Source organism: Synechococcus sp. 60AY4M2 (genome assembly GCF_002760375.1).
Classification (GTDB): domain Bacteria; phylum Cyanobacteriota; class Cyanobacteriia; order Thermostichales; family Thermostichaceae; genus Thermostichus.
In genome coordinates this window covers 710,085-716,703 of record NZ_AUMZ01000001.1, presented here as the reverse complement: position 1 = coordinate 716,703, position 6,619 = coordinate 710,085, and the positions used below count along the sequence as shown (strand labels likewise).

Here is a 6,619-nt window from a genome sequence, read left to right as displayed (position 1 = left end):
TCACTCGGGACGAGGCGCACATCTTGTACAACACTGCACTTGAGTTCAAAGGAAAAAACGCCCTAGAAATTGGCTGCTGGCTAGGCTGGTCAACCGCTCACTTGGCAGCAGGAGGAGTTGCCCTTGATGTGGTGGATCCTGCTCTGGCTGATCCTCAAGTCTATGCAAGCGTTGATCAGTCTCTCCGCTCAGCTGGAGTCCGCTCCAACGTCAGCCTCTACCCTGGCTATAGCCCAGCAAAGGTAGAGGAGATCGCCAAGACAGAGAATCGCCGCTGGTCTCTGATTTTCATCGATGGAGACCACACCTCACCAGCCCCCTTGCAAGATGCTCAGGTAGCGGAGCGATATGCTGCCGAGGATGCCTTAATCCTGTTCCATGATCTGGCCTCGCCAGATGTAGCCGAAGGTCTGAATTATTTGAGAGACAAAGGCTGGAACACGATGATTTACCAGACCATGCAAATCATGGGAGTGGCTTGGCGAGGCAATGTTAAGCCTGTTGAGCACATTCCAGACCCTGCTGTCAATTGGACTCTGCCAGAGCACCTCAAAGACTACCCAGTCTGTAATCTTGAGCTGTCTAAGGTTCTAGAGAAAGTTAAGCCTTTTACCTTGATGAGCTTCGAGCGTCTTTGGAACCTCTATTTGCTAGCAAAGCGAGTTTGCGAAGAAGATATTCCTGGGAACTTTGTTGAGTGCGGTGTTTGTAGAGGCGGAAGCTCAGCTTTGCTGGCCTGGGTGATTAAGAACTACAGCCGCCGGCCCCGCAAGCTGTATGTCTTTGATACCTTCTCAGGGATGCCTGAGCCAACAGTAGATACAGATTACCGAGGGGTTGCTGCCAACGAAGCGGGCTTTGGAGCAAGCACTTTGGCAGCACCAGTTTCAGAGAACCTGGAGGTCATTGCCAGGGAACTGGGGGTCTGGGATCTCATTGTCCCTGTGCCAGGGCTTTTTGCTGACACCTTGCCTGTTTATCGAGAGCAGGTGAGCGAGATTGCCTTGCTGCATGCAGATGCAGACTGGTATCAGTCGACGATGGATATTTTCCGTCATCTCTACCATCAAGTTAACCCCAGGGGGTTTATCCAAGTTGATGACTACCAAGACTGGCAAGGGTGTGCAAAGGCTGTCCATGACTTTGAGCAGGAGCTTGGAGTTTTCTTCCGGCTACACAGTGTAGCTGAGCCATATGGCTGGAAGCCAGATAGCCTAGAGGTTCAGGGTTGGCCTAGTGCTGTATGGTTAAGTCCCTCTGAGAACTGGCTGGTAATTACAGATGGTTTGATACAAACCTTCAAACCAGAAGGGATCCGCCTGAGCAAGATCAACGTGGGCCTTTTCCCCTACTGGGAAATGGAGACAGAGCAGCTTATCCAAGAACTGGAGGGCTTGCTGGAGCCAATTCTGCGCAGTCCTCAGCCAGAAGACTATGCTCTGATCTTCCTAGGGGATCCGGATCCGCAACTGGCCAATCAAACTCTGGAGATAGCTGCAGGCAACATAGCTCTCAGGCTCATGGAAGAGGGGTTAGAGCTCAGTAGAGAGCCGTTCTGTTCAGTGGTAGCTGGCTTGAACCCCTATCAATGGGAGAGACTCATTCCCCAACTCAACTATCGCTATCCCTTGAAGCGGGAGCGCTTTCCCAAGGGATTACGGCCTGCTATTCAAAAGCTACCTGTGTTGCTGTTGGCCTCCTAGGGAGCCATCTGTTGTCTTGAGTTACTTGGCTGTCTACAGGGCGTCTGGATCTACCCCTAGCTCTCGTAGCTTCCGGGCCAGGCGCCCTGCCCGTTGTTCGGCCTGCTCAGCCCTTTGCCGCTCCAGTTCGGCCTCAGTGGGTACCAGTTCCCCAGCAGCAGTGGCCCAGCGAATCCAGGTGGCCTCGATGTCCCGAAACTTGCCCTCCCACTTTACTAGGTACAATCCCAAAACCTCGCTCGGCAAGCAACCCTCTGCATCCTCTTGAATTGGCTCATAGCGGCCGCCCCTTAGCCGAAACCCCGCCCAGTCCTCTGGCTCAAACGGGTCAAACCAAAAGTACTCCGGCACCCGGATAATCTGCTCATAAAGTTGCTTTTTGCTTGTCTTGTCCTCCTGGGCAGTGCTGGGAGAAAGAAGCTCAATCACCACGTCCGGCCCTTTGCCCTGCTCCCAAATCACCCAGCTTTTGCGCTCGCCTTTAGGCACGCCCAACACCACAAAATAATCCGGCCCTTTGAAATTGCGGCCGCGGGTCTGCTCCAAGCTGTAGTAGAGAAACATATTGCCACCGACAAAGCCATCAGGGCGCTGCTGCAGCCAGGTTTGGGTAGTGGAGATGAGCAAGTCCATCTGGCACCTGTGCCGCCAGCTTTCCATAGGTTCGCTGTCGTCGTAGGGGAGCTCGTCTTGGGTGGGGGGCAACTCGGGTAGATAAACCGGATCCAGCACCTCAGTAATTGGGTTCGGGTTAGTCATTGCCAGTTCTCCTCTCTTTACCCTTACAAGGTATCGGGATCCACCCCCAGCTCCCGCAGCTTCTGGGCCAGGCGCTCTGCCCGCTGCCGCTCTTGCTCAGCCCGTTGGCGTTCGATTTTCTCTGCTTCCTCAGGAGTAGGCACCAGCTCACCATTGGGGAAGAAGTACCGAAGCTGCTGGTTGTGAATCCCCAGGTACAATCCCAGCACCCCGCTCCACCGCCACCCCTCCTTTGTGAGCGGAATCTCCTCGTATTTCTCCCCCCTTAGCCGCAAACCCATGAACTCCAGGGTCTCAGGAGAAAAATAGAAGTACTCTGGAGTTCTGAAAATCCTCTGGTACAGCTCCCGCTTCTCCTCTCGATCCACTTTGGCTGTGGACTCGGAGAGCAGCTCAACAATCAAGTCTGGATATTTCCCCCCTTCTTCCCACACCACCCAAGAAGGGCGGGGGCGGTTTTCTACCCCTTTGACCAAAAACAGATCTGGGCCGTGGCAGTCTTTGGTTTTGAGTTGGTCGCGGCTGTAGTAAACGGTAAGGTTCCAAGACAGGAAGTAGTCGTTGCGATCCTGCCAGATGCGGGTGAGGCAGCTCACCAGAATTAGAAGCTGCAAGGCGTGGAGAGAGTGTTCCATTTCGGGCTCATCGCTGAGCAGCCCCTGGGCCGAAGGCATGAGCTCTGCCAGTTGCTCGCGGGTGAGGGGAGTGATTTCCTGCAGTTTCTCTTGGGCCTAGCATCTTTGCGTTGGGGGCAAGCAAGTGAATTAGCCATCGGCAGGGATCCCCATCTATGTCCCACTGCTCTGCTCCAGCTTGGCCACACGAGCTTCCAGCTTGCGCAAGGTACGTTGCAGCTCGGGCAAGTGCCGCTGGACGGCCATGCTCTTGCGCCATTCGGCAATAGGCTGATGGGGGTAGCCGGCCACCGTTTGACCAGCAGGGATATCGCTGGTGACGCCTGTTTGGGCGGCTACACGCACGCCATCGCCGATGTGAAGATGCCCAGCCAAGCCACATTGCCCAGCCAAGATGACGTGGTGGCCCAATTGGGTGCTGCCGGCAATGCCCACCTGAGCCACGATCAAGCAGTGGGATCCCGTCTTCACGCCGTGGCCAATCTGCACTAGGTTGTCAATCTTGGTGCCCCGGCCAATGCGGGTCTCGCCAACAGCGGCCCGGTCGATGGTGGTGTTGCTGCCCACCTCTACGCCGTCTTCCAGCACCACCCGGCCTGCCTGCAGCATGCGCCGCCAGGAGCCATCGGGGAGGGGAATGTGGCCAAAGCCGTCGTCGCCAATGACCGCGCCGCTGTGGATGAGGCAGTCGTCGCCAATTTCGGTGCGCTCGTGAATGACGCAGTTGGCGAAAAGCTGACACCGGGATCCAATCCGCACGTGGGGGTAGATGGTTACGTTGGGGTGGATTTGGGTGTAGTCGCCAATTTTCACCCCTTCCATCACCACCACATGGGGCCCAATGGCTACCCCCTCCCCCAACTCCACGCTGGGATCAATCACGGCGGTGGGATGGATCCCAACAGGCAAGCGATAGGGCTGGTAAAACAGCTCGATGGCCTGGGCAAAGAGCAGACGGGGATCCTTCCCTCGCAGGCAAGCAATGGGGCGGGGCAGAACCAGCGATTCCTCCACAATGACGGCGCTGGCTTGGGTCTGCTCCAGCAAGGGTAGGTAGCGGGCTTCACTGAGAAAACTCAGCTCTCCTGGGCGCGCCTCTGCGAGGCTAGCCACGCCGTGAATTTCTAGGTTGGGATCTCCCTCGTAGGGGCATCCCAATTTTTGGGCGATCTCCTGTAGCTGCATTGGGCTTGAGATCCTCTACGATTGCAGCAGCCGCACATCCATCACGGTTCCACGCAAGTTGTAGCTAAAGGTCTCGAGCTCCAGGGGAACGCCGACTTTGACGCGGTTGTTGCCTAGGACAACGCCATTTTCTGTCCGCTGGCCCCGTCCCCGCAAGGTAAACACCAGATCAAAGCGGTAGGGCTCTGGGTCAGGCAAGTTCTCAACCCGTCCATCGGGAAAAACCACCGGCACAGTGCGGCTGACATTTTCCACCCGCACCACCTCCACCTGGCCGTAGGGTTGGTTGCGGATGATCAAGTCAGCCTTCTGACCTACTTGAAAAGGTTCCAGGGATCGGCTGCTGACTCCCCGCACAATCATATCCACTTCCACCGGCAGCGTGGGGCCACCCCCCACCTGGACGACGCTGCCCACCTGCCGCCCGGGGAAAAACAGGACAGCCACAATCGCCGCTACTACAATGGCCAGCGCCCCCAGATCCAGAAGGCTGACCTTCCCCAGCAGACGCCCCCGTTCATCGATGAGCCGCATGGCCACTTCTCTTCCAACACCCTGCTTTATTGTAGGGTGCTCTCCTAACTGGGAAACATGGTCATCGGCCAAGTGCAGCCACCCGCGCGCTCACCGCTAGGTAACCAGTGGCAGCCAACTGGCAAAGAAGTGGAGCTGACGGGAGTCGAACCCGTGTCCGAGATGGGTACTGGGGGTTCACTCCTTCACAGGCTTAGCCTCTCTGACCCTCAAGGCAGGGATCGCCGTTTAGATCCCGGCGATGGGAGTTCTCCGCCTAAGCTTCGGCTCTCCCTCGACGGAGCCGGAGAAGAGAGCTGCACCCGTTGGGGTTGTGACCCGCCCACTTAACGGGGTCGTGGGAGGATCCTCGAGCTCAGACTTCTCTTACTGAGCCTTAGGCAGCCAGAGCAGCTGCTTTACGAGCAAAAGGTACGACGTTGTTCGCACCTACTTTGTTGAGCCTAGTGGTAACGGGATAAGCTCAAGCCCGACCTGCATCATGAACCCTTGTTCGCCACCCCGTCGAAACCGTTACAGCCCCGGGGTTAGCTTACATCTAGACTAGCAAAACTCTCGGGGATCCGGCTAGAGTCTTTGCGAATGTGACAAAAGTCCTGCTATCATAACGAAAGTGTAAACTCGGGTCGGTAGCTCAGCGGTAGAGCACTCGGCTTTTAACCGATTGGCCCAGGGTTCGAATCCCTGCCGACCCAGCTTGCGATACCCTCTCCCCCCGGCCTGGCCTAGGCTAGGATTCCAGGAGGCAGGTGGGAAAGGCGAGGTGGCCGTTCTTACGTGGCAAGACCTAGGCAAAGAGGGGGAGGTCAAGCTATTACTGGCGCCGTGCGTGGAGGAGGCGCTAGCGAGCCTGGCGGAGGAGGCTAAAACTCGAGAGACGGTCTTTGTCTCCAAGCTTTGGCACCGAATTCCTGCCCAGGATGCCATCCTCGATGAGTGTCTGCAAGTGCTGGCGAGGGTAGCCCTATCCCTCTGGCCTTATTGGTATGGGGAAAAGTTTGAGCCGGGCACAACGGCAGAGGCTCAGGCTCACAATCGTCTCCGCGCCCAAGAGCTACCAGCAAAACAGGATCCCACCATTGCCAACGCCTGGCTCAAGGCGGCCATGCACTTGTGCCAACAGCAACGCCTGCCTCTGCTGCCAGGGATCCAGCGGGCGATCCAGGTGCAGCAACTGGCCAAGGCCATTGCCCCTCGCGAGCTGACCTTGGCTTTGGCAACCGACGAGACAGAGCCGGCGCCCAGCTACTTACTCGGCTTGGCCAAGGCAGCTATCTGGTTGGCTGACAACAGTCAGGCACGGCTGGTGCTGGTGGTGCCGAGCGCTTTGACTGATCACCCCGAATTGGCCTCCGTGAGCTACGGTGCCATTCGACTGCCGCTTCCTGAGAGGCTAAAGGAGTTCGACAGCTCGGTGCAGGTGGTGGTGGGTTACAAGGGATCCCCTCACCCCTTCAGTCCCGCTGAGAGAAAGCTGGCCGACCGGGTGGCAGCAGATGCGCAGTTAAAGAATTTGCTGGAATTCAACCAAACTGTACAGAGTGTTAACGGACGCGCTTTCCGAGCGGATCTGCTTTGGCGGGAGGGTAAGGTGGTAGTGGAAGTGGATGGGCCAGAGCACCGCGAGCCAAACCACTACTACCAGGATCGCCTGCGGGACTACGAGTTGCTCATCTCCGGCTACTTGGTGTTGCGGATTCCCAATGAGCTGGTGATGTCCGACTGCGAGCGGGCGGTGGAGATGATCCGCAAGGTGGTTCAATTGCAACAGAGCCGGCTTTGAGGCAGGGCTGGAGGTTGGGG

6 protein-coding genes, 1 tRNA gene and 1 other RNA gene are annotated in these 6,619 nt (G+C 57.1%); 3 read left to right on the top strand and 5 right to left on the bottom strand.

All coding sequences use genetic code 11. The annotated features are described in order from the left end of the window. The coding region (locus SYN60AY4M2_RS03135) for a TylF/MycF/NovP-related O-methyltransferase (RefSeq protein WP_206336908.1) at positions 1-1,703 on the top strand (1,703 nt) is incomplete at its 5' end. Between the two features lie 33 nt (positions 1,704-1,736). On the opposite strand, the gene SYN60AY4M2_RS03130 is transcribed toward SYN60AY4M2_RS03135, so the two are convergent. The 5 genes from SYN60AY4M2_RS03130 to ssrA form a co-directional block, all read right to left on the bottom strand. Further along, positions 1,737-2,462, bottom strand: coding sequence for a Uma2 family endonuclease (locus SYN60AY4M2_RS03130; protein WP_099812259.1), 726 nt, complete (start codon positions 2,460-2,462; stop codon positions 1,737-1,739). 23 nt (positions 2,463-2,485) lie between these two features. Continuing rightward, a complete protein-coding gene (locus SYN60AY4M2_RS03125) occupies positions 2,486-3,136 on the bottom strand; it encodes a Uma2 family endonuclease (protein ID WP_099812258.1) in 651 nt (216 codons plus the stop codon). A 114-nt stretch (positions 3,137-3,250) separates the two neighbouring features. Further along, positions 3,251-4,282, bottom strand: coding sequence for a UDP-3-O-(3-hydroxymyristoyl)glucosamine N-acyltransferase (lpxD, locus tag SYN60AY4M2_RS03120; protein ID WP_099812257.1), 1,032 nt, complete (start codon positions 4,280-4,282; stop codon positions 3,251-3,253). A gap of 15 nt (positions 4,283-4,297) precedes the next feature. Continuing rightward, positions 4,298-4,816, bottom strand: a complete 519-nt coding sequence (locus SYN60AY4M2_RS03115; RefSeq protein ID WP_099812256.1) for a DUF4330 domain-containing protein — start codon at positions 4,814-4,816, stop codon at positions 4,298-4,300. 127 nt (positions 4,817-4,943) lie between these two features. After that, positions 4,944-5,339, bottom strand: a transfer-messenger RNA (tmRNA) gene (ssrA, locus tag SYN60AY4M2_RS03110). 100 nt (positions 5,340-5,439) lie between these two features. Between ssrA and SYN60AY4M2_RS03105 the strand changes: the two genes are divergently transcribed. Both SYN60AY4M2_RS03105 and SYN60AY4M2_RS03100 read left to right on the top strand, forming a co-directional pair. Beyond that, positions 5,440-5,511: transfer RNA gene (locus SYN60AY4M2_RS03105), tRNA-Lys, on the top strand. 134 nt (positions 5,512-5,645) lie between these two features. After that, on the top strand, positions 5,646-6,599 hold the full coding sequence (locus SYN60AY4M2_RS03100; protein ID WP_099812255.1) for a DUF559 domain-containing protein: 954 nt from the start codon (positions 5,646-5,648) through the stop codon (positions 6,597-6,599). Positions 6,600-6,619 lie beyond the last annotated feature (20 nt).